Source organism: Limnohabitans sp. 2KL-27, from assembly GCF_001269345.1.
Classification (GTDB): domain Bacteria; phylum Pseudomonadota; class Gammaproteobacteria; order Burkholderiales; family Burkholderiaceae_C; genus Limnohabitans_A.
The window spans coordinates 1,555,548-1,579,234 of record NZ_CXOP01000002.1 but is presented as its reverse complement, the minus strand read 5'-3'; the positions used below and the strand labels follow the sequence as shown (position 1 = coordinate 1,579,234).

Below are 23,687 nucleotides of genomic sequence, written 5' to 3'. Positions count from 1 at the left end.
GGCATCACCAAGGAATGTGCTGCCCCTGATGGTCTACAAATTGTGCTCGGCCGGTGGGCTGCAAGGCGTCCAACGCGACCAGCAAACGCTTCGCCGCCTCGTCGGGGCGCATGGCTTCGCCGCCCACAATGGGCTGGCTGAGGGCCGACTGCACCGTGCCCGGCTGCAAGGCAGCCACCACCGACATGGGCCGACGGCGGGCCACCTCTATCGCGGCGGTTTGCAGCAGCATGTTGAGCGCGGCCTTGGCGGCGCGGTAGCCGTACCAGCCGCCTTTGCGGTTGTCTTCGATGCTGCCCACGCGGGCCGACAACTTGCCCCAGATGACCCGCTCGCCCGATGCCAACAAAGGTGCGAAGTGTTTGAGCAACAAAGACGGCCCCACAGCGTTCAAGTGCAAGGCATGAAGCAAATGCGCAGCGTCCAGTTCATCCAAGCGTTTTTCAGGGCCTCGCCCGTTCAAGGTCAACGCACCTGTGGCATCGAGCACCAAATGAAAAGGCCCCTGCGCGGCCAAAGTCTGGGCGCAAGCGGCCATGCTGGATTCGTCCAACAAATCCAAGCCTGGCGTGCTTTGACGCGAGACGCCGTACACCTTGGCGCAGCGCGGGTCACTTTGCAAGGCTTGCACGAAGGCTTGGCCAATGGCGCCACTGGCGCCGAACACCAAAGCCCGGTAGCCCTCGGGCAAGGAATGCATCATGGGGGTGTCTTGCTCGGGTGGGTGCCTCTTGGCGTGAGGTCATAAGCGCAGCGAAAGCCGAGGTAGACCACATAAACGTCAGCAGGTTTGAAGGCCTGCACGTCGGCCTTCATGTTGAAAGCGCCGTACCACCACGACCCACCCACGGTGCGCCGCTGGTTGCCCTCCATATCGGTGGTCCACTCCCACACATTGGCGCCCATGTCGTACAAGCCGTTCACGCCCTGGCGCGTGGCGCCAGCAGGTGCTGCGCGGGGCCAGGGGTCTGGGTCGCTGGTGTTCGCGCCTTGGGGGCTGTCACCGGTGCTCCAGGGGTAGGTTCGGCCTTTCACCCAAGGCGCGGGGGGGTTGTCGCGCAACTCGGTGAACCCCGCCTTTTGCCATTCCGCGCCTGTGGGCAAACGCCCCCCTGCCCAGCGGCAGTAAGCCTGCGACTCGGCAAAGTCCAGGTGCACGGCAGGCAAATCGGCATGGGCAGGCACGCCATCCGGTTGGCGCCAAGACCAACCGGGCCGGCGTACCCATCCTCCCACATACTCAAAACCACCACCCTCTTTTTCGGCCCGGGTCACGGTGCCAGTGGCGCGCACGTAGCGCTCAAACTGGCCTATGGTAACTTCTGTACGGTCAATGGCCCAAGCACCCAGTGGCACTTTGTCGCCCACTTGCGCTTGCGCAAAAGCCACAGCAAACAAAGCGCCCAGAACACCGCCGGTACGCAAGCCCCTGTTGAATCGTCGCATCCACATGTTCACACAGCCCCCTTGTCAGACCAGCGCCGCACCCACTTTTGCAAAAAGGGGCGAAACACCAAAAACAAACGATAAACCCCTTCGGCCAGCCAAGACATCGGCGGCCATGCGATGAACCACCCCAGCCAGCGCCACCCCGGGAACGCACGCCACATCCGGGAAAACGCCGCTGCGCCACTGAACAACCGCCCCTGGCTGTCACGCACATGAAAGCGCGCCATGGCAGCCGAGCAGCTGAGTTCGCCCAGATCCTGACCCGCGCTCACATCCACCCAAGCCATGTGGGTGGCCTCTGGCAGACGGCGGTAAATGGCAATTTCTGCCCGGCACAAGGGGCAAGAGCCATCGAAATACATCGTGAGCAGCGCAGGGGCGTTCATACAGCCATGCGTCCACGGGCCAACAAACGGCCTTGCCGGTCGACCAAAAAGCCTTCGCCCATTTCGGGGTAAGCGCCCGTCAGCGCCGTCATGATGACCTGGTGCGTGACCCACACCTCGCTGCGGCCCTTGGGCATGGCCTGCAAGCGTGCGCGCAAGGCTTTTTGCTGGGCCGTCGGATCGCCCTGCCCGTCAAAGGTGGAATTCAAAGCGGTCCAGTCTTCAAAGGCACCGAACGCCAGCCGCGCCGTGTCTTGGCAACGGCACCATTGGCTGCTGAGCACCGCATCGGGTTTGAACTGCTGGGCCTTCATCCACGCGCCCATGGCGCGCGAAGCTTGACGCCCCGCATCGCTCAAGTTGCGCTGGGTGCTGCATTGCCCCAGTGCAAACCCAGGCGGATCGCCCAAGCCGGACTCCGTGACCGCATGGCGAACCAGCAAGGCGCCCCCATCACGTCGCCACAGCTTGGCCAACTCTGCATGAGCGGTTTCTGTGGATGCCTCGGCACGCCAAGCCAGCAGGCCGCCCAAACTTGCGGCACCCACACACTGAATCCATTCACGTCTTTGCATGCTGGGGCTTTCTTTACTGGCCAGCGGCAATGCGGCGCAAGGCTTGCTCGAACACCTCGACCGGTTGACCACCCGAGATCAGGTGTTGGTCATTGATGATGATGGCAGGCACCGAGCGGATGCCCGCTTGGGCATAAAACTGCTGTCGCTCGCGCACCTCAGCGGCAAAGGCATCGCTGGCCAGCACTTCGCCAGCGGCTGCGGCGTCCAGACCCGCCGCAGAAACCGCCGACAGCAGCACCTGGGCATCGTCGATGCATTCGGCGCGACCTTGGTAGGACGCCAAAAAAGACTTTTTCAAGGCGTGCTGCGCTCCCGCGCCTTGCTCGCCGGCCCAATGCAACAAGCGGTGGGCGTTGAAGGTGTTGTACACCCGGCCACGGCCACCAGGGTGGAATTGGAAGCCCACTTCGGCACCACGCGCCGAAATGGTCTGGCGAATTTGCGCTTGCTGCTCGGGTGTGGAGCCGTATTTTTCGGTCAAGTGCTCGCCCAAGTCCTGGCCGCCGGGCCCCATGTGCGGGTTCAGCTCAAAAGGCTGAAAGTGCAGGTCGGCCTGCACCTGGCCTTCCAGACGTTCCAGGGCTTTTTCCAAAGCGCCCAGGCCCACGGCGCACCAGGGGCAGGCAATATCGGAAACGAAATCGATTTTGAGGGTCGTGGTCATGGCGAACTTTCGCGAATTCAAGAACCATGATCTTGCCGCAATTCGGGCAGGCGCTCAGCTACGCGCCGAAAAAGCCCTGCTCTCAGGCCGCCGACAGCAACTGCGACAAAGTGGCGTTGAAGTGCTTCGCCGCCTCGTATTGCACCCAATGCCCGGCATCTGGCACCGTGCGCCACTGGCCCCAGCTCGGTGACGCGTCCTGCATGGCCTGCTGCAACTCGGGCAGACGGCCTTTGTACAAGGCGTCGTGCTCGCCATAGATGGCACTGAGCTGCGCCCGAAGGCGCGGCAAGGTTCGGGCCACGATGTCGGAGGACGACAGACGCCGACGTGGCATCCGGTCGCGGGCCACATTGGCCGCGTGCAGGCTCAGGGCCAAGGGGTCCAGCGACTCGGGCTTTTGGAGCATCAGGGCCATCAGGTTGTGGCGGTGCACCAATTCTTGGGCCTCGGGGGTGGGCAAATGCCGCCAGCCCTTGAGCGCAATGCGCTCGGTCACCGTCAGGCCCATGCCGGGGGCGCCCACCAGCACCAAGCGCTGGGCATCTTGCGGGTGCTCGGCCAACCACAAGGCGCCCGCCATGCCACCGAAAGAAAAGCCCACCACACTGACAGGCCCAGTCCACAGGCCATTGCGCTGCAACTGCTGCAAGCCGGCGTGCAGGTGTTCGGGTAATGCATCCACATCGGTGCAGCCCGCAGGCAGGTCTGAATCACCAAAGCCTGGCAAGTCGGGGACCAGCACGCGCCAGCCTGCATCTCGCAAAGGTGCGATGTTGCGCACCCAATGCGTCCAGCTGCCACTGCCGCCGTGCAGCAAAATCACCGTAGGCGATGCACGTTGGCCCCAGGCATGCCAAACCGTGCGAGCCGCTTGGCAGCTGGTCTCGTGGCGTTCAGCGCCCGCCAAAGCATGGGCCAATGGGGGCCACAAGAAATCAGGCAGGGCGGCAGCTGACATGGTGATGTGGTCTTCGAATGTTCAGCTCAACAGCTTGCGGGTCGTGGGCAAGCTCAAGGCCTTGGGTGCTGCAAGCGCCAGACCTTGTAGGCCGCAGCGGTGGCCACGGCGCTCGTGGCCATGCTGGCAAAAAACACACTTTGCAAACCCCAACGCTCACTGAGCAAGCCGCCCAACAAAGCGCCAATCACCCCAGGAAAGCCGTAGGCCACCACGGTGTACAGCGCTTGCCCGCGTCCGCGCAGGCGGCCCGGAAAATGGTGAGAAATCAAGGCGATGCACACGGTGTGGTGCGTGGCAAAGGTGATGGCGTGCAGTGTTTGCGCCAAGAGCAAGACCCACAGCACATCGGCCCAGACGGCCGTCATGCCCATGCGCAGCAGCATCACGGCAGAGCAAGCCACCAGCCAACCTGTCAAGGGCACACGGGGCAGCCAGCGCGACTGGGTGAAGAACCAGACCACCTCCACCGCCACCGACAGCGCCCACAGCACACCGATCATGGTCTTGCTGTAACCCAAAGAATCCAAGTAAAGCGAGAAGAACACATAGATGCCAATGTGTGACAGCACATGAAAGAACGTGGACGCAAAAAACCATTGCACGGGTCCCTGTCGCAGCACGGGCATGACCGACACATGTTCGCGCACGGGGTGTGCCGCCTCCTTGATGTCGGGCATCCACCAGACGCTCAGCAGGACTGCGGCCAAGCTGAGCACGGTCCAACCCGGAAAGTGTTGCATGCCAAAGGCCTCGAACCAGGCTCCGGCCACAAAAACCGTGACCAGAAAACCCATGGACCCCCACAGCCGCACCCTGCCGTAGCGCTTGGTGTCAAACGCTCCGTTTCGGCTAACCAGGTGCGCCATGGCCGCCTCGCTCATGGGCATCATGGCGCTGGTGTGGGTGAACATCAGCAGCAAAACCAAGCCCAAACCCACAGGACCCCAGTCCCAAAACAGCAGGCAAGCCGTGGCAAAGGCCACCCCCGCCCCGATGCGCAGCAGCTTGACCCGCTCACCGGTGCGGTCGCTGATCGCCCCCCAGGCATACGGCGCAAACAAGCGCGTCGTGGCCTGCACGGCCGTGAGCACGCTGATGGTCAACAGACTCAGGCCCATGTCCTGCAGCCACAGCGGCAAATAGGGGTTGAAAAATCCGATGTGCGCGAAGTAACTGGCCGACAGCGCGGCAAAGGGCATGAGCTGACGGCGATCAGCCATGGCCACCCCGTTCAGTGGTCAGTGGGGATGCTGGAGGCTGCCCCTGCAGCCGAATCTGCGCGCACAGCGGCAAACCCAGCATTCGCGAGCGGGGGCTCGCGCCCACAAAGAGCCGCATCAGGGTTTGGCAGCGGCGATCGGGGCCACGTCATGGGCCACATCACCGCACTGCGCGCGGTGCTGCAAGGCATGTTCCATGACCACCAAGGCCAGCATGGCCTCGGCAATGGGTGTGGCGCGGATGCCCACGCAGGGGTCGTGGCGACCTTTGGTCATCACTTCGGTGGGCTGGCCGTTCGAGTCGATCGAGTCGCGAGCGATCAAAATCGAGCTGGTGGGCTTCACAGCAATCGACACCTCGATGTCTTGCCCGGTGCTGATGCCGCCGAGCACGCCACCGGCGTTGTTGCCCACAAAGCCCTCGGGGGTGAGCGTGTCGCCTGCGGTGCTGCCCTTTTGCGTGACGCAGCCAAAGCCCGCGCCGATTTCCACGCCTTTGACGGCGTTGATGCCCATCATGGCAAACGCGATGTCGGCGTCGATCTTGTCAAACAGCGGCTGACCCAGACCGACGGGCACGCCACGGGCCACCACGCGCAGGCGGGCGCCGCAAGAGTCACCGGACTTGCGCAGGGCGTTCATGTAGTCCTCGAGGGCCGACACATCGGCCACCGGGGCAAAAAACGGGTTGTGGGGCACCTGGTCCCAACTCTCAAAGCCAACGGGCACATCGCCAATTTGGGTCATGCAGCCGACAAAAGTGGTGCCAAACTTCTCCTTGAGCCATTTTTTGGCCACCGCACCGGCGGCCACCATGGGGGCCGTCAGGCGCGCCGACGAACGGCCACCGCCGCGCGGGTCGCGCAGGCCATATTTGCGCCAGTAGGTGTAATCGGCATGGCCCGGACGGAAGGTTTGCAAGATGTCGCCGTAGTCCTTGCTGCGCTGGTCGGTGTTGTTGATGAGCAGGCAAATCGGCGTGCCGGTGGTTAGGCCCTGGTAAACGCCCGAGAGGATCTGCACCGCGTCGGGTTCGTTGCGCTGGGTCACGAATTTGCTGGTGCCGGGGCGGCGTCGGTCCAGATCGGGCTGGATGTCGGCCTCGCTCAAGGGCATGCCCGGCGGGCAGCCATCGATCACGCAGCCAATGGCCGGGCCGTGGGATTCACCAAAATTGGTGACCGAAAAGAGATGTCCAAAGGTATTGCCGCTCATGCAGGCATTATCCCAGAGCGGCGCGGGTGCTCAGAGCTTGACGTCCTCGGCTTCAGGTGCTGAGCCTTCAGGCCAGTCGCGGATGTAGGCTTTTAGCATCTTGTTTTCAAAGTTCTGGCTGTCCACCACGGCCTTGGCCACGTCGTAAAAACTGATGACGCCCATCAACATGGGGCCGTCCATGACGGGCATGTAGCGGGCATGGTGCTCCAGCATCATGCGGCGCACCTCGTCGATGTCGGTGCTGCCTGCGCAGGTGAGCGGCTTGGACTCCATGGCTTCGCGCACCTTGGTGTTGCCAACCTGCCCCCCGTTTTTGACAATCTGCTGAATCACCTCGCGAAAAGTCAGCATGCCGACCAACTGGCCCTGGGCCATCACCACCAAGGAGCCAATGTCTTTTTCGGCCATATCGGTCATGGCGCGTGACAGGGGCTCATCAGGCTGCACAGTGAACAATGTACCGCCCTTGACGCGGAGGATGTCGCTGACTTGCATGGTGTGTCTCCTTGGGGTCGAATTCGGTTCTGCTTGGGTACCAATATAGCCCACAATGATCCCTGACCGACAGCCCCCAATCGGGTCAAACGCTTTCTTTTTTCGGAGACTCCCATGGCTGGTTACAGCGATCCCGGTTTTGACACTTTGGCCCTGCATGCAGGTGCCGCCCCCGACCCGAGCACGGGCGCACGGGCGGTGCCCATCCACCTGACCACCTCCTTTGTTTTTGAGTCGAGCGACCAAGCTGCGGCCCTGTTCAACCTAGAGCGCCCAGGCCATGTCTACAGCCGCATCAGCAACCCCACCAACGCGGTGCTGGAGCAGCGCATCTCGGCGCTCGAAGGCGGCATCGGGGCCATCACCACCGCCAGCGGGCAGGCTGCGCTGCACCTGGCCATTGCCACCTTGATGGGGGCGGGCTCGCACATCGTGGCCTCCAGCGCTTTGTACGGTGGCTCACACAACCTGCTGCACTACACCTTGAGCCGCTTCGGCATCCGCACCACGTTCGTCAAACCCGGCGATCTGGATGGATGGAAAGCCGCCGTTCAACCCGACACCAAACTGTTTTTTGGCGAGACGGTGGGCAACCCCGGCATGGACGTGCTGGACATCGAAGCCGTGAGCGCCATCGCGCACGAGGCAGGCGTGCCCTTGCTGGTCGACTCGACGCTCACCTCCCCCTGGCTGATCAAGCCCTTCGACCACGGGGCCGATCTGGTTTACCACTCGGCCACCAAGTTTTTGTCGGGCCACGGCACGGTGGTGGGCGGCGTGGTGGTCGATGGCGGCAGTTTTGACTGGGACAAATCGGGCAAATTTGTCGAGCTGAGCCAGGCCTATGAAGGCTTTCACAACATGGTGTTCAGCGAGGAAAGCACCGTGGGCGCCTTTTTGCTGCGCGCCCGCCGCGAAGGCCTGCGCGACTTTGGTGCCTGCATGAGCCCGCACACCGCGTGGTTGATTTTGCAAGGCATCGAGACCTTGCCCCTGCGCATGGCCCGGCACATGGAAAACACCGCCAAAGTGGTCGAATTTTTGGCGGCACACCCGCTGGTCAGCCGCGTGGGCCACCCCATGCTGGAGAGCCACCCTTCCCACGCGCTGGCGCAAAAGCTGCTGCCTCGCGGTGCGGGTTCGGTGTTCAGTTTCGACATTCGGGGCTCCCGCGCGCAAGGCCAAAAATTCATCGAAACCCTCAAGGTCTTCAGCCACCTGGCCAATGTGGGCGACTGCCGCAGCCTGGTCATCCACCCGGCCAGCACCACCCATTTCCGCATGAGCGACGAGGCCCTGGTGGCCAGCGGCATCGGCCCCGGCACCATCCGCCTCTCCATTGGTCTGGAAGACCCGGCCGACCTGATCGACGACCTGAAAAAAGCGCTCAAAGCGGCAGAGAAAGCGGGAGCCTGACCATGCAAATCTCCGTTCAAGGCCACGCGCTTTACGCCTACACCGGTGGCAAGCCCTTCAACCCCGCCCAGCCCACGGCCGTCTTCATCCACGGTGTGCTGAACGACCACAGTGTCTGGATTTTGCAAACCCGCTACATGGCGCACCACGGCTGGAACGTGTTGGCCATCGACCTGCCCGGCCACTGCAAAAGTGAAGGCAACCCGCCACAAAGTGTGCAAGAAGCCGCCGACACCGTCATCGCCCTGCTCGATGCCCTGAAGATCGGCAAGGCTGCCTTGATCGGTCACAGCTTTGGCTCCTTGATCGCGCTCGAAGCCACGGCCCGCGACGCGGCGGCCAACCCCGGGCGGGTGAGCCACCTGGTGATGGTGGGCACGGCCTACCCGATGCGCGTGTCGCCCGCACTGCTCGAGCTCTCGGTCAGCGCCCCTTTCCAAGCCATCGACATGGTCAACAGCTTTTCGCACTCCACCCTGGCCCCACCACCGTCGGCTTTGGGCCCCGGCACCTGGCTGTATGGCGGCAGCAAAGCGCTCATGCGCCGCGTGCTGGCCAGCAACCGCCAAGTCAACGTGTTCCACACCGGCTTCAAGGCCTGCGACAGTTACAGCGGCGCAGAAGCCGCCATGCCGCAAGTCCCCTGCTCCACCCTGTTTGTGCTGGGCAGTGCCGACCAAATGACGCCGCCCAAGGCCGCGCAAAGCCTGATCGATCTGTGCAAGCAGCCCCAAGTGGTGAAGCTGCCCGCAGGCCACTCTCTGATGACCGAGGCCCCCGAAGGCGTGTTGCAAGCGCTCAAGGATTTTTTGAAGCGCTGAGCTTGCAGACCACTCCCCGACCAGCGTGCGCGCCGACGACATGAACACACTGACTGCCCACATCACCCCGCCCCTGACGGCTGAGAGGGCCAGCGCCATCGCCCAAAGTCTTGACCTGCGGGCCTTGCCGCGCGACTTTCTGGACAACCCCTACCCGGTGTATGCCGCGTTGCGCGAAACAGCGCCTTTCAAGCGCATGCCCGATGGCTCGTTTTTCCTGACGCGCCATGCCGACCTGGTGGCGGTGTACCGCGACGCCAAGGTCTTCAGCTCCGACAAGCAGGTCGAGTTTGGGCCCAAATACAACCACGCCCCGTTCAACCAGCCGCCTTTTGCCACCGCAGGCGGGGTCTCTCCGCTTTTTGAGCACCACACGAACAGCTTGGTCTTCAACGACCCGCCACTGCACACCCGGGTGCGGCGCCTCATCATGGGCGCCCTGACCCGCCGCGCCATTGAAGCCATGGAGCCCGGCCTGGTGCAGTTGGTGGACCGCTTGTTGGACCGGATCGAGGCCCAAGGTGGCGGCGACCTGATCGAAGACTTCGCCTCGGCCATTCCGGTCGAAATCATCGGCAACCTGCTGGACGTGCCACACGCCGACCGCGAGCCCTTGCGAGGCTGGTCGCTGGCCATTTTGGGCGCGCTGGAGCCGTCCCTCACGCCCGAGCAAGAAGCGCTGGGCCACCGCAGCGTGAGCGAGTTTCTGGCCTATCTGCGCGAATTGGTCGCTCAGCGCCGCCAGCACCCGGGCGATCCGGAGCACGATGTGCTGACCCGGCTGATCCAAGGCGAAGAAAATGGCGACACCCTGAGCGAAGTCGAGCTGCTGCAAAACTGTGTGTTCTTGCTCAACGCCGGGCACGAAACCACCACCAACCTGATCGGCAACGCGCTCATCACCTTGCAGGAGTGGCCCGAACAACGCCAACAACTCCAGGCCGACCTGAACGCAGCCGCCACCGAGGAAGCGCGCCAACCCATTTTGGGGCTGGCGGTCGATGAGTTTTTGCGCTTTGAATCGTCCAACCAGCTGAGCAACCGACGCGCTTTGCAAGCCACACAGGTCAACGGCGTGGATCTGCCAGCGGGCGCGCTGGTCACGCTGTGCATTGGCGCCGCCAACCGCGACCCAGCGGTGTACGAGCACCCCGAGCGGCTGGACCTGCGCCGCACCGGCAACAAGCACCTGGCTTTTGGTTTTGGCGTGCACCAGTGCGCGGGCTTGAGCCTGGCGCGGCTCGAAGGCCGCATCGCCATTGGCCGCTTTGTGCAGCGCTTTCCCGATTACCGGCTCTCGCAGGCGCCCGTGCGCGGCGGCCGGGCCCGGTTTCGCGGCTTTTTGAGTGCCCCGTTTGCGATCCGATAACACCCCCAGGAGGCCCGCCATGAACCCCGCTGAAACACCCGCACCCCGGCACGCCAGTTTTGCCGAGTTCTACCCTTTTTACCTGAGCGAGCACAACAACCGCATCTGCCGCCGCTTGCACTTTGTAGGCAGCACCTTGTCCCTGATCTGTTTGGCCATGCTGGCGATCACCGGCAAACCCCAGTATTTTTTGTACGGGCTGGTGTGTGGCTATGGCTGCGCCTGGATCGGGCACTTTGTGTTCGAGAAAAACAAGCCCGCCAGCTTCAAGCGCCCGCTCTACAGCTTCATGGGGGACTGGGTGATGTACCGCGACATGTGGCGCGGTCGTGTGAGCTTTTAGGACTCAGGGCTTTTCAGGCAACAAAGCTGACAGCCGAATGTGCTCCAGTCCGGTGTGCCGCCAGACCAGATCGGCCCCAGGCCCCCGCAAGACCAGCAGGCGATCGGCCAGCGGGGACACGTTCACTTGGGCAGGGTCGATCAGCAGCACTTGCCGTGCCTGCCCACGATCACTTTGCTCAGTGAGTCGGCCCACCCAATCGAGGCTTTGCAACACCTCCAAAACCTGTCGCAACTCGCTCAGTTCCACCCGCAAACGCACGGCCATCTCGTCGGTGCTCAAACCCCGGCGTTCTGACGCTTTGGCTGCATTCAACTCGGCCAAGACCTCCAACGCCAGCCGGAAGGTCCAGCCCGCACCGTCTGGCTTGCGCCACTCTTGGCGGCCCAATTCGGGCAAACTGGCAGCCAGCACTGCGCCCAACAGCACCAGCAGCCAAGTCACATAAATCCAGACCAACAAAATCGGCAGCGCAGCAAATGCGCCGTAAATCAGCGAATAGGTCGGCACCTGCAGCAGGTAAACGGCCATGCCTTTTTTGGCCAACTCCAGCGCCCCTGCCACCAAGAAACCTGCCGTGATGGCATGCCGCCAGCGCACACGGGTATAGGGCACATAAAAGTACAGCCCACTCACACAGGCCGTGAGCAGCAAAAACTCAAAACTGTCGAGCAACCACCGAATGGAACCCGGCAAGACATCCACCACATCGCGCGAGGCGGTGACCACGTACGAGGTGATGGCCAGGCTGGCCCCCAAAAACAAAGGCCCTAAGGTGATGGCCGACCAGTACAGCAAGACCCTTTGCGCGAAAGGCCGCTGCCGCTGCAAGCCCCAAATCTGGCCCAAAGTGCGCTCGATCGTGACCATCAAAAACACGGCCGACATCAACACCGCCACCAAACCCACCGAACCCAGACGGCTGGCTTTGCGCGAAAACTGTGTCAAATAGCTCAGCACCTGGCGGGCAATGCTCTCAGGCACCAAACTCTCGATCAACCAACGCTGGATCGTGTCTTGAAACTTGCCAAACACCGGGAACGCGGCAAACACGGCCAGACCCACCGCAAACAGGGGCACCAAGGCCAGCACGGTGGTGAAGGTGAGCGAGCTGGCGCTCACGCCCAATCGGGCATCGCGAAAGCGCTCGGCCAAGACGCCCGCCATCTGACGCCATGGAAAAACCAACAATTCTTGCCACCAAAGGGCAGCATGGGCTCTGAATGAGGGAGGGGACAAGGAGGAAGGCATGCCCGGTATGATGCCACCGCAATGAACACCAACACAGAAAACAAACCCGCTGGCGTCGATTTCACCCGCTGGATGGCCGTGAGCAGCCTGCTCGGCCTCATCGTTTTGGGCTTGGCCTGGGAACTTTGGCTGGCCCCCTTGCGTCCGGGGGGCTCCTGGTGGGCCATCAAGGTCTTGCCGCTTTGCGTTCCTCTGGCCGGCCTGCTCAAAAACCGCATGTACACCTACCGCTGGGTCAGCATGCTGGTCTGGCTGTACTTCATTGAAGGCGTGGTGCGCGCATGGGGTGACCCCTGGCCTGCGAACGCCCTGGCTGGCATGCAAACCCTGTTGTGTACCACCTTGTTTGTTGCTTGCGCGCTGCATGTGCGCATCCGCTTCAAGGCCGCCAAGGCCACGGGCAACTTTGTGCCCGTCCCCCGCGACTGAACGCCACCTGCACCCCCGTGTCCATGACCGATTTGTCCCTCGCCCAAGAAGCCCTGATTGCCGAACTGCGCCAAATTTGTGGCCCCGCCAACGTGCTCACCCACGGTGACCCGGGTGCCGACTTGAGCCCCTGGGAGCAAGACTGGCGCAAACGCGTCAAAGGTCGCGCCCTGGCCGTGGTGCGTCCGGGAGACACAGCCCAAGTGGCCGCTGTGGTCAAAGCTTGTGCAGCCGCCAACACCCCCATCGTGCCGCAAGGCGGCAACACTGGGCTGGTGGTGGGCGGCGTGCCCGACGGCTCGGGCACACAAATTGTGTTGAGCATGACCCGCATGAACGCCGTTCGTGCCATCGACCCGGCCAACCTCACCATCACGGTGGAAGCCGGTTGCGTGCTGCAAAATCTGCAGGCTGCCTCTGAAGCTGCGGGATTTTTGTTCCCCCTGAGTCTGGGGGCCGAAGGCAGCTGCACGATCGGCGGCAACTTGGGCACCAACGCGGGTGGCACTCAGGTGGTGCGCTATGGCAACACCCGCGAGCTGTGCCTGGGCCTGGAAGTCGTGACCGCCCAAGGCGAGGTCTGGCATGGCCTGTCTGGCCTGCGCAAAGACAACACGGGTTATGACCTGCGCAATTTGATGATCGGCAGCGAAGGCACGCTGGGCATCATCACCGCTGCCACCATGAAACTTTACCCCCAGCCTGCAGCCCAACTGACCGCTTGGGCCGCCGTACCCAGCATGGAAGCGGCCGTGAAACTGCTGGGCCTGGCCCACCAGCGCCTGGGGCCGGGCCTGACGGGCTTTGAAGTCATGGGCCAGTTCGCCCTGAGTTTGGTGGACAAACACTACCCGCAACTGCGCGTGCCTCTTTGGAAAGGCACCCCTTGGTGCGTGTTGCTGGAGAACTCAGACAGCGAAAGCGAAAGCCACGCCCGAGGACAGTTTGAAGCCCTGCTCGAGGCTGCGCTGGAACAAGGCTGCGTGACCGACGCCGTGGTGGCGGAAAACCTGATGCAGGCCAAAGGCCTGTGGCACATCCGCGAAAGCATCACGATGGCGCAGGCCACCGAAGGCCTGAACATCAAACACGACATCAGCATCCCGGTCTCGCGCATTCCAGCTTTTGTGGCCGAGACCGACGCCTTGCTCGCCCAAAAGGTGCCCGGCGTGCGCATGGTGGACTTTGGGCACCTGGGCGACGGCAACCTGCACTACAACGTACAAGCGCCCGAAGGCGCCGATGGCCCTGCCTTTTTGCGCGAATTCGAAGACCAGGTGAACACGTGGGTGTTTGACCAGGTCAAACGCTTTGGCGGGTCCATCAGTGCCGAACACGGCGTGGGTGAGCAGAAAGTCCACAAGCTCCCACACTACAAAGACCCCACGGCGCTGGCCATGATGCGGGCGGTCAAACAGGCGCTCGACCCGCAGAACCTGCTCAACCCGGGTCGGGTGCTGGGCTGAGTGCCTCTGGCTTGCCAGTGACCTGCCAGCGCTGTGCGGACGCAGCGTATTTGTGATTTTTTCGAAAAACGCTCAAGATTTTTCTGGCGGTGCCGATTTTGTCAATACTTACAGAAAGGTCACTTCCATGATCATCGAGCGGGTCGAGCTGGACAGCATCCGGCTGCATTCCCACATCGCCACACTTTCTTCGCTTGAAATCGGCGAGAGCATCTTCTGCACGGAGTTTAAACAGGCGCAAAGTCTGCGCACCTTGTCCTATTACATGATCCGGTCCAGAAACCTGGACCGCAAATTCACATTCCGCAAGATGGACCGCGGTTGGCGCATCATCCGGGTGCAATGAATCAAGACATACCGGACATGAGCAAGTAAGCCACCAGTTCCTTGTTCATGGTGTGGGATTGGGCCAGCATGGCCGTGGCCGCGTCCCGCTGGATCTGTGCAGAAGCGAGATTGGACGTCTCCTGGGCCATATCGGCGTTCATGATGTGGCCATAGGCCGTTGAGTAATTGGTGATGTTGCTGGTCGCCACATTGCTCTGAATGTCCAGCACATTCTCCATCGCCCCGATATACGACTGGTAATTGGACACTGTGCCGATGGCCGTATCGATCAATTCCACCGACGCGTCAGCATCGCTCGTGCTTGCGACGCTTAATTCAGTGAGTGACAAAGAAGAAACCGTCATTTCTTCCAGGCTCAAACTGGTGGTATCACCCGAATTGATGCCGCTTTGAATGCTCTTGGTGACCTCGTCGCTCATCAGCGATTCACCATTCCACATCGCGTTGCTGGAGATGCTGTCGATCACCGCCAGGTATTCATCGACCTGCGTCTGGTACATGTTCCGGTCATCGGTCGACAAGGTGCCCATTGAGGCGACGGATGCCACCCGCAAGGAGGACAGAGCATCCACCATTTGCGTCAAAGAATCGTCCACCACCTGGACGATGCCCGTGCCTTGGCTGAGATTGTCCAAGACTTTCGAAAACGAACCCACTTGGACTTTGAGTTTGTTGGCCACGCCAGCGCCCGCCGGGTCATCCGCCGCACTGTTCACGCGCAAACCGGTGCTGATCCGCTCCGAGGCTTTGGCGACCGCGGACTGGGCGGTGTGCATGCTCATGATGGCCGTCAGGGAATTTTGGATCGAGCTGATTTGCATGGGGCGCCTCCTTGCCTGCAATGGAAGCGGCAATTTTTTGCCGCTGGGCCCAACGATAAGTGCTCAATGCTGCATTTGCGAAAACTTTAGGGCTTTTTACGCTGTTTTCACCATTTTCACGATTTACACTTGCCAAGCCTCAAGTTTTTTATTTCCAAGTTTGGCTTTGCATGGCGATGACAAACCACGTGCAGAACCGCAGAATGCATGTCGTAAACTTCCCACCCATGAGCATCCCAGCCCACCCCATCCGCAGCCAATACGAAGACTTCATGCGCCACGTCTACACGACGGGCGTGCAAAAGGGCGACCGCACCGGTACCGGCACGCGCAGCGTGTTCGGCCACCAGATGCGGTTTGACCTGAACGAGGGCTTTCCGCTGGTCACCACCAAGAAGGTCTTTTTGCGGGCCATCATCGTGGAGTTGCTGTGGTTTTTGCGCGGTGACAGCAATGTGAAATGGTTGCAAGAGCGCGGTTGCACCATTTGGGACGAATGGGCGCGTGAAGATGGCTCGCTGGGCCCCGTGTATGGCGTGCAGTGGCGCAGCTGGCCCACCCCCAGCGGCGGGCACATCGACCAGATCCAGCAGGTCATGGACACGCTCAAAAACAACCCCGATTCGCGCCGCATCATCGTGAGCGCCTGGAACGTGGCCGAGCTCGACCAGATGGCGCTGATGCCCTGCCACGCCTTCTTCCAGTTTTATGTGGCGCCTCCTCAAAAGGCGGGCGACAAGCCCAAACTCAGCTGCCAGCTGTACCAGCGCAGCGCCGACATCTTTTTGGGCGTGCCCTTCAACATCGCCAGTTATGCCCTGCTCACCCACATGGTGGCCCAGCAATGCGACATGGACGTGGGCGATTTCATCTGGACCGGGGGCGACTGCCACATTTACAGCAACCACCACGAACAGGTCGAGCTGCAACTGAGCCGCGCGCCCATGGCCTACCCCACGCTCAACATCCAACGCAAGCCCGCTTCGATTTTGGATTACGAATTCGAAGACTTCGAGGTCGTGGGCTACGAATGCCACCCGACCATCAAGGCCCCTGTGGCGGTGTGAGTGACCGCCAGATGAAGTTGCACCTGATTTACGCCCGCGCCCGCAATGGCGTGATTGGCAAGGACAACCAAATTCCCTGGCATCTGCCCGAAGACCTGGCGCATTTCAAGCGCGTCACGCTGGGGCAACCGGTCATCATGGGCCGTAAGACCTGGGACTCGCTGCCTGCCCGCTTTCGCCCCCTGCCCGGTCGGGTCAACATCGTCGTGACCCGTCAGGCCGATTGGCGCGCCGATGGCGCACAACGCGCAGCCTCCCTCGAAGAAGCCCGGCAACTTTGCGCAGATGCGCCAGACGCCTGGATCATGGGCGGCGCCGAGATCTACCGCCAAGCCGAGCCCCTGGCCAGCACGGCGGTGGTGACGGAGATCGACGCCGACTTTGAAGGCGATGCCTTCGGTCCCGAATTGGGCGCAGGCTGGACCGAAATTCAGCGCGAATCGCATCTGGCGGCGAACGGGCTGGCCTTCAGCTTCGTCTCTTACCAAAACGTCATTTAAGGAACACGCCATGTCAGGACACGGTTTCCACGTCCACGGACCGCACGACCATGAGCTGGAGCATGCCGCACAAGGCGGGCATGGGAGCCATGGCGACAGCCACACCAGCTCGATCGCCATGTTCACCGCCATTATTGCCACCGTGGGGGCCCTGTTTGGCTACATGGGCGGCGCCACACAGGCCAATGCGGGCCTTTACAAAAACAACGCGGCCATCAAGAAGACCGAGGCATCCAACCAGTGGAACTATTACCAGGCCAAAAGCAGCAAGCAAAACCTGAGTGAGTTGGCAATGGAGTTGACCCCATCCAAAAAAGAGTTTTACCAGGACGAAATCAAGCGCTACAAGGGCGAAAAAGCCGAGATCAAGGCGGCTGCTGAAAAGCTGGAGGCCGAATCCCAACACTGGGACAAACAGTCCGACGAACAAATGCACCAGCACCACCGCTGGGCACAGGCCACCACTGTGCTGCAAGTGGCAATTGCCATGGCCGCGATTGCCCTGTTGTCCAAAAAGAAATGGTTGGAATACGTGATGTACGGCGCGGGTGTGATCGGCGTGGGCGTGGGCGCTTTGGCGGCCTTTCATATTTGAGACCCGCATGAAAATTGCCACTTGGAATGTCAACTCGCTGTCGGTCCGCCTGCCCCAAGTGTTGGACTGGTTGGCTGCACAAAAAGAGTCGGGCGGCATCGACGTGCTGGCCTTGCAAGAGCTCAAACTCACCGATGACAAATTCCCCATTTCTGCCTTCCAAGAGGCGGGCTACCAAGCGCATTGGTTCGGTCAAAAAACCTACAACGGTGTGGCGCTCATCTCTCAGGCCGAAGGCCTGGATGTGGTCAAAAACATCCCCGGTTTTGAAGACGATATGTCGCGCGTGATTGCGGCCACCTACCCCGACGGCGTGGGCGGCACGGTGCGGGTGATTGGCGCGTATTTCCCCAACGGCCAGGCGCCAGACAGCGACAAGTTTGTTTACAAAATGCGCTGGCTCGACGCCCTGCGCGATTGGGTGCAAAGCGAAATGACGCGCCACGCCCAACTGGTGCTCACAGGGGACTTCAACATCACCTTTGACGAACTCGACATGTGGGACCCGGTCGGCCTGAAGGACACCATCCATTGCACGGTGGCCGAGCGCGAAAAGCTGCAGGACCTGATCGATCTGGGCCTGACCGACAGTTTCCGGCTTTTTGAGCAGCCCGAAAAAAGCTACAGCTGGTGGGATTACCGCGAATTTGCGTTTCGCCGCAATCGGGGCTTGCGCATTGACCACATCTTGATTTCTCAGGCCCTCAAGGCCCGCGCCAGCGCTTGCACCATCGACCGGGCACCCCGCAAGAACGAACGCCCCAGCGACCATGCGCCGGTGGTGCTGATGTTGAGCGAGTGATAATCCACAATTCGCCCGGCCAGCAGGTGGGCGCTTCGTCGACGATCAAGCCGCTTGCGGCATCAGGAACTCGCGGCTGATGCGTCCGCCCAGCACATTCACCCGCTCCAGAAACTGGGTGAGGTACGCGTGCAGGCCCGTGGCCAGAATTTCGTCAATGCGCCCGAAAGCCAGCTCCGCACGCAAGCGCCCCGCGTGGCGCAGCGTGTCGCTGTCGGCATCGTGCGAGACCAATTTCAAGTTCGACAGGACTTCGTTCAGGCTGGCGTGCAATGAACGCGGCATGTCCGGGCGCAGGATCAGCAACTCGGCCACCCGCTCCGGGCGGATCACATCGCGGTAGACCTTGCGGTAGACCTCAAAGCCGCTGACGCTGCGCAAGATCGCGCTCCAGTGGTAGAAGTCATATTCCTGCGCGCTCTCCGTCTCGGGCGCACCGTATTGCGGGGCTCCGAAAAAGTCGCTTTGCATGGCGTGGAACTTCACATCGACCAGGCGCGCGGTGTTGTCGGCCCGCTCCAAGAAGGTGCCCATGCGCATGAAGTACAGCGACTCGTCCATCAGCATGGTGCCCACCGTAACGCCACGCGAGAGGTGCGAACGGAACTTGACCCACTCGAAGAACTGGCCCGGATCGCGCTCGAACTCGCCGCTTTTGAGCATGCGGTTCACTTCCAACCAAGTCTGGTTTTGGGTTTCCCACACCTCGGTGGTGAGTGTGCCCCGAACGGCGCGGGCGTTTTCTCGCGCAGCGCGCAGACACGACAAGATGGACGAGGGGTTGTTCTCGTTTTTGACCATGAAAGCCATCACATCGCGCGGCGTGATGCTTTTGTACTGCGCCAAATACAAGGGCAGCAACTCGCTGATGGACAAAATGCCCTCCCAACCGGCTTCGACAGCCGCCGCTGATTGGGGCAACAGCGAGGTCTCATAGCTCACATTGAGCATGCGGGCCGTGTTCTCAGCGCGCTCCATGTAGCGGGACATCCAAAACAAGTGGTCGGCAGTGCGGCTCAGCATATTTTTCCTTGGTGTGTCATGCCCGACTTGATCGGGCATCCATGGGTCCTCGGGTCAAGCCCGAGGATGACAGGGGTGAAATCAGTCTTGCAAAATCCAGGTGTCTTTGGTGCCGCCGCCTTGGCTGCTGTTCACCACCAGAGAACCTTCTTTCAAAGCCACGCGGGTCAAGCCGCCGGGCACCATCTGCACAGTGCGGCCACTCAGCACAAAGGGCCGCAGATCAATGTGGCGCGGGGCGATGCCGCTGTCCACGTAAGTGGGGCAAGTGGACAAACTGAGCGTGGGCTGGGCGATGTAGCCCTCGGGGTTGGCGAGCAAGGCCCCCCGGAAACGCTCGATTTCGGCTTTCGTCGAGGCCGGGCCGACCAGCATGCCGTAGCCGCCGGCGCCATGCACCTCCTTGACCACCAAGTCTTTCAGGTGGGCCAGCGTGTACTGCAGGTCATCGGGCTTGCGGCACATGAAGGTGGGCACGTTTTTCAGGATCGGCGCTTCACCCAAGTAGAACTTGATCATGTCGGGCACATAGGGGTAGACCGACTTGTCGTCGGCCACGCCCGTGCCCACCGCATTGCAAATGGCCACATGACCGGCTTTGTAAGCCTCCATCAGCCCTGCACAGCCCAGCGTCGAGGAGGGGCGAAACACGTTGGGGTCCAAAAAGTCGTCGTCCACCCGGCGGTAGATCACGTCCACCCGCTTGGGGCCGCGTGTGGTGCGCATGTAAACGAACTTGTCCTTGACAAAGAGGTCTTGCCCCTCAACCAGTTCCACACCCATTTGCTGCGCCAAAAAGGCGTGCTCGAAATAAGCGCTGTTGTACATGCCGGGCGTGAGCACCACCACGGTGGGCTCGGCCGTGGTGGCGGGGCTGCTGGCGCGCAAGGTTTCCAGCAGCAAGTCCGGGTAATGCGCCACCGGGGCCACGCGGTGCTGGTTGAACAACTCCGGAAAGAGCCGCATCATCATCTTGCGGTCTTCGAGCATGTAACTCACGCCGCTGGGCACGCGCAGGTTGTCTTCGAGCACGTAGTACTCGCCAACGCCTTGGGCGTCAGGGGCGCGCACGATGTCGATGCCGCTGATGTGCGAATAAATGTTGTTGGGCACATCCACGCCCACCATCTCGGGGCGGAACTGGGCGTTGCGCTCGATCTGCTCGCGGGGAATGATGCCTGCCTTCAAAATCTCCTGGTCGTGGTAGACATCGTGGATGAAACGGTTGAGCGCTGTCACGCGCTGCACCAGCCCGGCTTCCATGCTGTGCCACTCCTGGGCGGCGATCACCCGGGGAATCAGGTCAAACGGGATCAATCGCTCTGTGCCCCCCTCGTCCGTGTTCGCCTCTTCGTCCTTGTCACCATAAACGGCAAAGGTGATGCCCACGCGCCGAAAAATCATCTCGGCCTCTTCGCGGCGCGAGGCCATGGTCTGCGGGTCTTGCGCTTGCAGCCAGCGGGCGTAGGCTTGGTAATGGTCTCGAACTTCGCCGCCCAGCCCTTGTGCAGGCAAGCGGCTGTACATCTCGTCGAATTGGCGCATGGCTCTTCACTCCTGACAACACATTAGCAAGATGTATACCCACATTTAAAGGTGACTCATGGCCTCTGAACGTGGTGCCAATAGCGTTGGCGCTGTTGCCGCTCGCAGTGCACTTGGCCGGGTGTGTCGCTGCGCCAGGTGGCTGCGCCGCAACGGCTGGACTCGACCAGCGCGATGGCCTCCGCCCGGTAGCGGGCCACCACTTCGGGGGCGGGGTGGCCAAAACGGTTGCGGTAACCGGCTTGGACCAGCGCCAGCCTGGGCTGCAGGGCTTGCAAAAACGGCAGGCTCGACGAAGTCTTGCTGCCGTGGTGCGGCACGAGCAACACATCGACCGGAGCCAGTTGGGACCGGATCAAGGCCTGCTCCTGGGCGATCTCGATGTCTCCCGCCAGCAAGGCCGATGTCTGCGCCGTGCTGATGCGCAAAACGCAACTGACTTCATTGGGCTTGGGAGCACGGGCGAGCGGACCCAAAGAGGCCACCGGGTGCAACACCTCAAAGCGCACCCCGTCCCACACCCAGGCTTGCCCGGCCTCGCATCGCGTCCACCCCGGGCGCAGGGCGTGCAAGGCGTGCTCATCCTCCAGCGAAGACCACAGCGCTGCCTGCGGCTGCATGGCCAGCACCGCCGCCGCGCCCCCGGTGTGATCGCTATCACGGTGGCTGAGCACCAGGGTGTTGATGCGCTCGCCCATCTGCGCGAGCAAAGGCACCAGCACCCGGTGTCCGGCATCGCTCTCTGCCGAATACCGGGGCCCCGCGTCGTACAGCAGGCTGTGCGAGGCGGTGCGCACCAGGACCGCATTGCCCTGCCCCACATCGGCCGCCAACAACTCGAAATTGCCGGGCGCGGGGCGAGGGGGAGACCAAAACAGCACCGGCCACAGCAGCGGCAGACACAGGAGTTTCCAGGACAGTGGCAGTCGCAGCACCAAACCGACAGCCCCCACCAAGGCCAGCAAAGCCAGGCCCCAAGGCGGCATGGCGCTCGACCAAGTGGCCATCGGCCAGCCTGCCAGCCAGCCCAGTACCACCTGCAAAGGCTGCAAAGCCCAGGCCGCCGCGTCCCACGCCCCGGGCACCCCCACGCCCAGCATGGCCAGTGGCGTGACCACCAGCGTCACCCAGGGAATGGCCAGCAAATTGGCCAGCAAGCCCACCAGAGACACCTGCCCAAAAAACAACAGCGTCAAGGGGGCCAGAGCCAAGGTCACCGTGGCCTGCTCGCGCAGCAAAGCCAGCCACTTGGCCGCCAGCGTGCGCCCCCATTGCCGACACCCACCCACCTGCGCCCATGCACCCCAAAGGTGCTCGCGGGGCGTCGGCCCGGTCGCCGCACGCCATGTTGGTGCGTCTGGTGCATCCCTTTGTGGTGCACTTGCGTTCGGACCGATCGCACCCCAAGCGGCAGGCGCAGAGGCCATCAACACCCCCACGGCCACAAAGCTCAGCCAAAACCCGGGCTGCAGCAAAGCCCACGGGTCCCGGCCCAGCACCACAGCACAGGCCGCCAACCACACCAGTGCCCCATGCCACTGGCGCACCGACAGGCGCAGCACCAACACCACCCCCAGCATGAGCAAGGTGCGCTGCGCGGGCACGCCCCAGCCGCTGAACAACGCGTACAAAGTGGCCAGCACCAGGCCCGACCACGCCCCCACATGGACGGCAGGCCAACGCAAAGCACCGTCAAACCCCCACAGGGCCGAACGCCGCCACAACCAACCCACGACAGCCGCGGCCAGCCAGGCGAACATGGTCACATGCAGGCCCGAAATGCTCATCAGGTGCGACACGCCCGTGGCCCTGAACACGTCCCAGTCGCTGCGCTCGATGGCCGCCTGATCGCCCGTGACCAAGGCGGCGACCACGCCCGCCCGCCGGGCGGCATCGGCATCGCTGCCCGGTGGAGACAACTGGGTCAACAAACGGTCTCGCACCGATTGCCGCCAGGCCTCGATGGGGTGCGACCAGGTGCCGCCCAAGCGCTGCGGGGCCGGGTCTTTGGCGCGGTTGCGCACATCACCCGTGGCCCGAATGCCCTGCTCCCACAGCCACAGCTCGTAGTCAAAACCGCGCGGGTTCAGATGGCCGTGCGGCGCTTTCAGGCGCACACGCAAGCGCCAGCGCTCCCCGGCCTTGACAGGCTCGGGCAAGGGCGAGAGGTTCCAGCCGCTGTCGTGCGTGCCCTCTTGACCGTACCAGCCCAGGATCACCTGCGCGGGCACATCGGCACCAACCTGCAAAGGCTGGCGAGCCCCTGAAACGTCCGGCCACCAAGCCTGCTCGATGCGAAAACGAAAGCGCCAGCCCAGCCCTTGCCGCTGGGGCATGGCCTGCACCACGCCCACCACGTCCAGATCTCGGCCCTCCAGCGCCGGGTCGATGGTGTGGGCCCTTGTCCAGGCGTGCAAGCCGGTCACGCCAAAGGCCGCTGCCGAGCACAGCAGACACCCCATCACCCACCTGGCCCAGACAGCGTTTGGGCGATCTGTCGGCTCGTCGCGTGTCCTCCCGTGCAGCAGCCAGGCCATGCCCACCACCCCAAGCAAAACCCCACCATACGCCACCACGGGCCACAAAGCTGATTGTTGCAACTGCAACGCCACACCCAAACACCAGGCCATCAGGCCCACGCCCAGACCACGCGCCCAGACCAAGGACATCATGGGGCGCTCCACAGGACGCTGGCGCGCGCCCTCAAGGGCACGCACAAGCGCCGTTTCCTGGTCAGCCCCTCTTGCCCAAGGACTGGCCCTGCCCCCTTGGCCCGCTGGGCCAATGCACCGCATTGTTTCATCGCAGCCTCCCTGATTGGCTGTTTTTTTGTGTCGCGCACGCTGGCGCTCTGTGCATGGGGCTGCGCAGAACCGCACCGAAAACGGAGCGTTAACGCAGCGTCGAGAGCCCCTCC

At 62.4% G+C, this 23,687-nt stretch carries 25 protein-coding genes; 11 read left to right on the top strand and 14 right to left on the bottom strand.

The features are described from left to right. Positions 1-4: 4 nt before the first annotated feature. From LHAB_RS10435 to LHAB_RS10395, 9 genes are all read right to left on the bottom strand, one after another. Entirely contained in the window at positions 5-703 is a 699-nt protein-coding gene (locus LHAB_RS10435) for an SDR family NAD(P)-dependent oxidoreductase (RefSeq protein WP_369814114.1), read from the bottom strand. Then, a complete protein-coding gene (locus LHAB_RS10430) occupies positions 700-1,446 on the bottom strand; it encodes a formylglycine-generating enzyme family protein (protein WP_090047901.1) in 747 nt (248 codons plus the stop codon). The genes LHAB_RS10435 and LHAB_RS10430 overlap by 4 nt, the downstream gene beginning before the upstream one ends. A gap of 8 nt (positions 1,447-1,454) precedes the next feature. Continuing rightward, a complete protein-coding gene (locus LHAB_RS10425) occupies positions 1,455-1,835 on the bottom strand; it encodes a thiol-disulfide oxidoreductase DCC family protein (RefSeq protein ID WP_090046040.1) in 381 nt (126 codons plus the stop codon). Beyond that, a complete protein-coding gene (locus LHAB_RS10420) occupies positions 1,832-2,410 on the bottom strand; it encodes a histidine phosphatase family protein (protein WP_090047899.1) in 579 nt (192 codons plus the stop codon). Before LHAB_RS10420 ends, LHAB_RS10425 begins: the two co-directional genes overlap by 4 nt. Before the next feature lie 13 nt (positions 2,411-2,423). Next, positions 2,424-3,077 carry a DsbA family oxidoreductase gene (locus LHAB_RS10415; protein ID WP_090046038.1) on the bottom strand — a complete coding sequence of 218 codons (654 nt, stop codon included), beginning with the start codon at positions 3,075-3,077 and terminating at the stop codon, positions 2,424-2,426. Positions 3,078-3,159: 82 nt separating this feature from the next. After that, on the bottom strand, positions 3,160-4,038 hold the full coding sequence (locus LHAB_RS10410; RefSeq protein WP_090046035.1) for an alpha/beta fold hydrolase: 879 nt from the start codon (positions 4,036-4,038) through the stop codon (positions 3,160-3,162). A gap of 53 nt (positions 4,039-4,091) precedes the next feature. Then, on the bottom strand, positions 4,092-5,261 hold the full coding sequence (locus LHAB_RS10405) for an MFS transporter (RefSeq protein WP_090046033.1): 1,170 nt from the start codon (positions 5,259-5,261) through the stop codon (positions 4,092-4,094). A gap of 117 nt (positions 5,262-5,378) precedes the next feature. Further along, on the bottom strand, positions 5,379-6,476 hold the full coding sequence (gene aroC, locus LHAB_RS10400) for a chorismate synthase (protein WP_090046031.1): 1,098 nt from the start codon (positions 6,474-6,476) through the stop codon (positions 5,379-5,381). Between the two features lie 30 nt (positions 6,477-6,506). Continuing rightward, complete coding sequence (locus LHAB_RS10395; RefSeq protein ID WP_090046028.1) at positions 6,507-6,974, bottom strand: CBS domain-containing protein; 468 nt, start codon at positions 6,972-6,974, stop codon at positions 6,507-6,509. A gap of 114 nt (positions 6,975-7,088) precedes the next feature. On the opposite strand from LHAB_RS10395, the gene LHAB_RS10390 reads away from it, so the two are divergent. From LHAB_RS10390 to LHAB_RS10375, 4 genes are read left to right on the top strand one after another with little or no spacing between them, the layout of a single operon-like run. Further along, on the top strand, positions 7,089-8,390 hold the full coding sequence (locus tag LHAB_RS10390) for an O-acetylhomoserine aminocarboxypropyltransferase (RefSeq protein ID WP_090046026.1): 1,302 nt from the start codon (positions 7,089-7,091) through the stop codon (positions 8,388-8,390). Between the two features lie 2 nt (positions 8,391-8,392). Then, on the top strand, positions 8,393-9,211 hold the full coding sequence (locus LHAB_RS10385) for an alpha/beta fold hydrolase (protein ID WP_090046023.1): 819 nt from the start codon (positions 8,393-8,395) through the stop codon (positions 9,209-9,211). Between the two features lie 40 nt (positions 9,212-9,251). Continuing rightward, positions 9,252-10,580, top strand: coding sequence for a cytochrome P450 (locus LHAB_RS10380; RefSeq protein ID WP_090047898.1), 1,329 nt, complete (start codon positions 9,252-9,254; stop codon positions 10,578-10,580). 19 nt (positions 10,581-10,599) lie between these two features. Then, on the top strand, positions 10,600-10,923 hold the full coding sequence (locus LHAB_RS10375) for an Mpo1-like protein (RefSeq protein WP_090046021.1): 324 nt from the start codon (positions 10,600-10,602) through the stop codon (positions 10,921-10,923). A gap of 3 nt (positions 10,924-10,926) precedes the next feature. On the opposite strand, the gene LHAB_RS10370 is transcribed toward LHAB_RS10375, so the two are convergent. Next, positions 10,927-12,174 carry a YihY family inner membrane protein gene (locus tag LHAB_RS10370; RefSeq protein WP_090046019.1) on the bottom strand — a complete coding sequence of 416 codons (1,248 nt, stop codon included), beginning with the start codon at positions 12,172-12,174 and terminating at the stop codon, positions 10,927-10,929. Between the two features lie 21 nt (positions 12,175-12,195). Here LHAB_RS10370 and LHAB_RS10365 point away from each other — a divergent pair, with 21 nt between their 5' ends. The 3 genes from LHAB_RS10365 (at position 12,196) to LHAB_RS10355 (ending at position 14,415) form a co-directional block, all read left to right on the top strand. Beyond that, a complete protein-coding gene (locus LHAB_RS10365) occupies positions 12,196-12,603 on the top strand; it encodes a DUF2069 domain-containing protein (protein WP_090046016.1) in 408 nt (135 codons plus the stop codon). 23 nt (positions 12,604-12,626) lie between these two features. Beyond that, positions 12,627-14,069 carry an FAD-binding oxidoreductase gene (locus LHAB_RS10360; RefSeq protein ID WP_090046014.1) on the top strand — a complete coding sequence of 481 codons (1,443 nt, stop codon included), beginning with the start codon at positions 12,627-12,629 and terminating at the stop codon, positions 14,067-14,069. Between the two features lie 127 nt (positions 14,070-14,196). Beyond that, positions 14,197-14,415: a hypothetical protein gene (locus LHAB_RS10355; protein WP_090046012.1), complete on the top strand. Its 219-nt coding sequence runs from the start codon at positions 14,197-14,199 to the stop codon at positions 14,413-14,415. Position 14,416: 1 nt separating this feature from the next. Here LHAB_RS10355 and LHAB_RS10350 read toward each other — a convergent pair whose 3' ends face one another. Next, positions 14,417-15,238 carry a flagellin gene (locus LHAB_RS10350; RefSeq protein WP_090046010.1) on the bottom strand — a complete coding sequence of 274 codons (822 nt, stop codon included), beginning with the start codon at positions 15,236-15,238 and terminating at the stop codon, positions 14,417-14,419. Positions 15,239-15,465: 227 nt separating this feature from the next. On the opposite strand from LHAB_RS10350, the gene LHAB_RS10345 reads away from it, so the two are divergent. Genes LHAB_RS10345 through xth form a run of 4 tightly spaced genes read left to right on the top strand, consistent with a single transcriptional unit; the run spans position 15,466 to position 18,202 of the window. Further along, entirely contained in the window at positions 15,466-16,305 is an 840-nt protein-coding gene (locus tag LHAB_RS10345; RefSeq protein WP_090046008.1) for a thymidylate synthase, read from the top strand. 11 nt (positions 16,306-16,316) lie between these two features. Then, positions 16,317-16,805: a dihydrofolate reductase gene (locus tag LHAB_RS10340; protein WP_090047897.1), complete on the top strand. Its 489-nt coding sequence runs from the start codon at positions 16,317-16,319 to the stop codon at positions 16,803-16,805. 10 nt (positions 16,806-16,815) lie between these two features. Then, positions 16,816-17,400, top strand: a complete 585-nt coding sequence (locus tag LHAB_RS10335) for a DUF4337 domain-containing protein (protein WP_090046006.1) — start codon at positions 16,816-16,818, stop codon at positions 17,398-17,400. 7 nt (positions 17,401-17,407) lie between these two features. After that, a complete protein-coding gene (gene xth, locus LHAB_RS10330) occupies positions 17,408-18,202 on the top strand; it encodes an exodeoxyribonuclease III (protein WP_090046004.1) in 795 nt (264 codons plus the stop codon). A 45-nt stretch (positions 18,203-18,247) separates the two neighbouring features. On the opposite strand, the gene LHAB_RS10325 is transcribed toward xth, so the two are convergent. From LHAB_RS10325 to LHAB_RS10315, 3 genes are all read right to left on the bottom strand, one after another. Next, positions 18,248-19,225 (bottom strand): alpha-E domain-containing protein, encoded by a 978-nt coding sequence (locus tag LHAB_RS10325; RefSeq protein WP_090046002.1) that lies wholly within the window; start codon positions 19,223-19,225, stop codon positions 18,248-18,250. 81 nt (positions 19,226-19,306) lie between these two features. Beyond that, the gene (locus LHAB_RS10320; protein ID WP_090046000.1) at positions 19,307-20,770 is read right to left on the bottom strand and encodes a circularly permuted type 2 ATP-grasp protein; all 1,464 of its coding nucleotides are present in this window, start codon (positions 20,768-20,770) and stop codon (positions 19,307-19,309) included. A 56-nt stretch (positions 20,771-20,826) separates the two neighbouring features. Further along, complete coding sequence (locus tag LHAB_RS10315) at positions 20,827-23,442, bottom strand: DNA internalization-related competence protein ComEC/Rec2 (protein WP_090045997.1); 2,616 nt, start codon at positions 23,440-23,442, stop codon at positions 20,827-20,829. Between the last annotated feature and the right edge of the window lie 245 nt (positions 23,443-23,687).

Bases quoted from the DNA above. Each gene is read 5' to 3' on its own strand.
- LHAB_RS10435 (WP_369814114.1), bottom strand. From the start codon at position 703: ATGATGCATTCCTTGCCCGAGGGCTACCGGGCTTTGGTGTTCGGCGCC.
- LHAB_RS10430 (WP_090047901.1), bottom strand. From the start codon at position 1,446: ATGCGACGATTCAACAGGGGCTTGCGTACCGGCGGTGTTCTGGGCGCT.
- LHAB_RS10425 (WP_090046040.1), bottom strand. From the start codon at position 1,835: ATGAACGCCCCTGCGCTGCTCACGATGTATTTCGATGGCTCTTGCCCC.
- LHAB_RS10420 (WP_090047899.1), bottom strand. From the start codon at position 2,410: ATGCAAAGACGTGAATGGATTCAGTGTGTGGGTGCCGCAAGTTTGGGC.
- LHAB_RS10415 (WP_090046038.1), bottom strand. From the start codon at position 3,077: ATGACCACGACCCTCAAAATCGATTTCGTTTCCGATATTGCCTGCCCC.
- LHAB_RS10410 (WP_090046035.1), bottom strand. From the start codon at position 4,038: ATGTCAGCTGCCGCCCTGCCTGATTTCTTGTGGCCCCCATTGGCCCAT.
- LHAB_RS10405 (WP_090046033.1), bottom strand. From the start codon at position 5,261: ATGGCTGATCGCCGTCAGCTCATGCCCTTTGCCGCGCTGTCGGCCAGT.
- aroC (WP_090046031.1), bottom strand. From the start codon at position 6,476: ATGAGCGGCAATACCTTTGGACATCTCTTTTCGGTCACCAATTTTGGT.
- LHAB_RS10395 (WP_090046028.1), bottom strand. From the start codon at position 6,974: ATGCAAGTCAGCGACATCCTCCGCGTCAAGGGCGGTACATTGTTCACT.
- LHAB_RS10390 (WP_090046026.1), top strand. From the start codon at position 7,089: ATGGCTGGTTACAGCGATCCCGGTTTTGACACTTTGGCCCTGCATGCA.
- LHAB_RS10385 (WP_090046023.1), top strand. From the start codon at position 8,393: ATGCAAATCTCCGTTCAAGGCCACGCGCTTTACGCCTACACCGGTGGC.
- LHAB_RS10380 (WP_090047898.1), top strand. From the start codon at position 9,252: ATGAACACACTGACTGCCCACATCACCCCGCCCCTGACGGCTGAGAGG.
- LHAB_RS10375 (WP_090046021.1), top strand. From the start codon at position 10,600: ATGAACCCCGCTGAAACACCCGCACCCCGGCACGCCAGTTTTGCCGAG.
- LHAB_RS10370 (WP_090046019.1), bottom strand. From the start codon at position 12,174: ATGCCTTCCTCCTTGTCCCCTCCCTCATTCAGAGCCCATGCTGCCCTT.
- LHAB_RS10365 (WP_090046016.1), top strand. From the start codon at position 12,196: ATGAACACCAACACAGAAAACAAACCCGCTGGCGTCGATTTCACCCGC.
- LHAB_RS10360 (WP_090046014.1), top strand. From the start codon at position 12,627: ATGACCGATTTGTCCCTCGCCCAAGAAGCCCTGATTGCCGAACTGCGC.
- LHAB_RS10355 (WP_090046012.1), top strand. From the start codon at position 14,197: ATGATCATCGAGCGGGTCGAGCTGGACAGCATCCGGCTGCATTCCCAC.
- LHAB_RS10350 (WP_090046010.1), bottom strand. From the start codon at position 15,238: ATGCAAATCAGCTCGATCCAAAATTCCCTGACGGCCATCATGAGCATG.
- LHAB_RS10345 (WP_090046008.1), top strand. From the start codon at position 15,466: ATGAGCATCCCAGCCCACCCCATCCGCAGCCAATACGAAGACTTCATG.
- LHAB_RS10340 (WP_090047897.1), top strand. From the start codon at position 16,317: ATGAAGTTGCACCTGATTTACGCCCGCGCCCGCAATGGCGTGATTGGC.
- LHAB_RS10335 (WP_090046006.1), top strand. From the start codon at position 16,816: ATGTCAGGACACGGTTTCCACGTCCACGGACCGCACGACCATGAGCTG.
- xth (WP_090046004.1), top strand. From the start codon at position 17,408: ATGAAAATTGCCACTTGGAATGTCAACTCGCTGTCGGTCCGCCTGCCC.
- LHAB_RS10325 (WP_090046002.1), bottom strand. From the start codon at position 19,225: ATGCTGAGCCGCACTGCCGACCACTTGTTTTGGATGTCCCGCTACATG.
- LHAB_RS10320 (WP_090046000.1), bottom strand. From the start codon at position 20,770: ATGCGCCAATTCGACGAGATGTACAGCCGCTTGCCTGCACAAGGGCTG.
- LHAB_RS10315 (WP_090045997.1), bottom strand. From the start codon at position 23,442: ATGATGTCCTTGGTCTGGGCGCGTGGTCTGGGCGTGGGCCTGATGGCC.